Origin of the sequence: Burkholderia sp. SIMBA_062, assembly GCF_046534765.1 — a bacterium.
Lineage (GTDB): Bacteria > Pseudomonadota > Gammaproteobacteria > Burkholderiales > Burkholderiaceae > Burkholderia > Burkholderia ambifaria.
Window position 1 is genome coordinate 1 of record NZ_JAWRYD010000312.1, and the last position, 267, is coordinate 267.

General features: G+C 67.4%; 1 pseudogene. It reads right to left on the bottom strand.

The features are described from left to right. Positions 1–267, bottom strand: a pseudogene (locus SB786_RS36490) (xanthine dehydrogenase family protein molybdopterin-binding subunit); the annotation flags it as partial.

A 267-nucleotide genomic window follows, 5' to 3' on the forward strand; every position in this document is an offset into this window, starting at 1 on the left:
CGATGCGCTCGTTGTGCGAGCTGCTCCACAGTGCGTAGTTCCAGTCGACGATGCGGCCGTTCGCGTCGATGGCGGCTTTCACCTCCGTCACCATGGCGGGGGGGTAATGGTCCCAGGTATGTTCCTGCTCGCGCATCCATTGCACGCGAACCGGCGGGCCCGGCATGGCCGCCGCGATCAACGCCGCATGGGCGGCCACGTCGTCCGCGCCGTTGTGCCCGTAGCAGCCCGAACCCTCCACGTGTACGCAACGCACGTGCTCCTTCG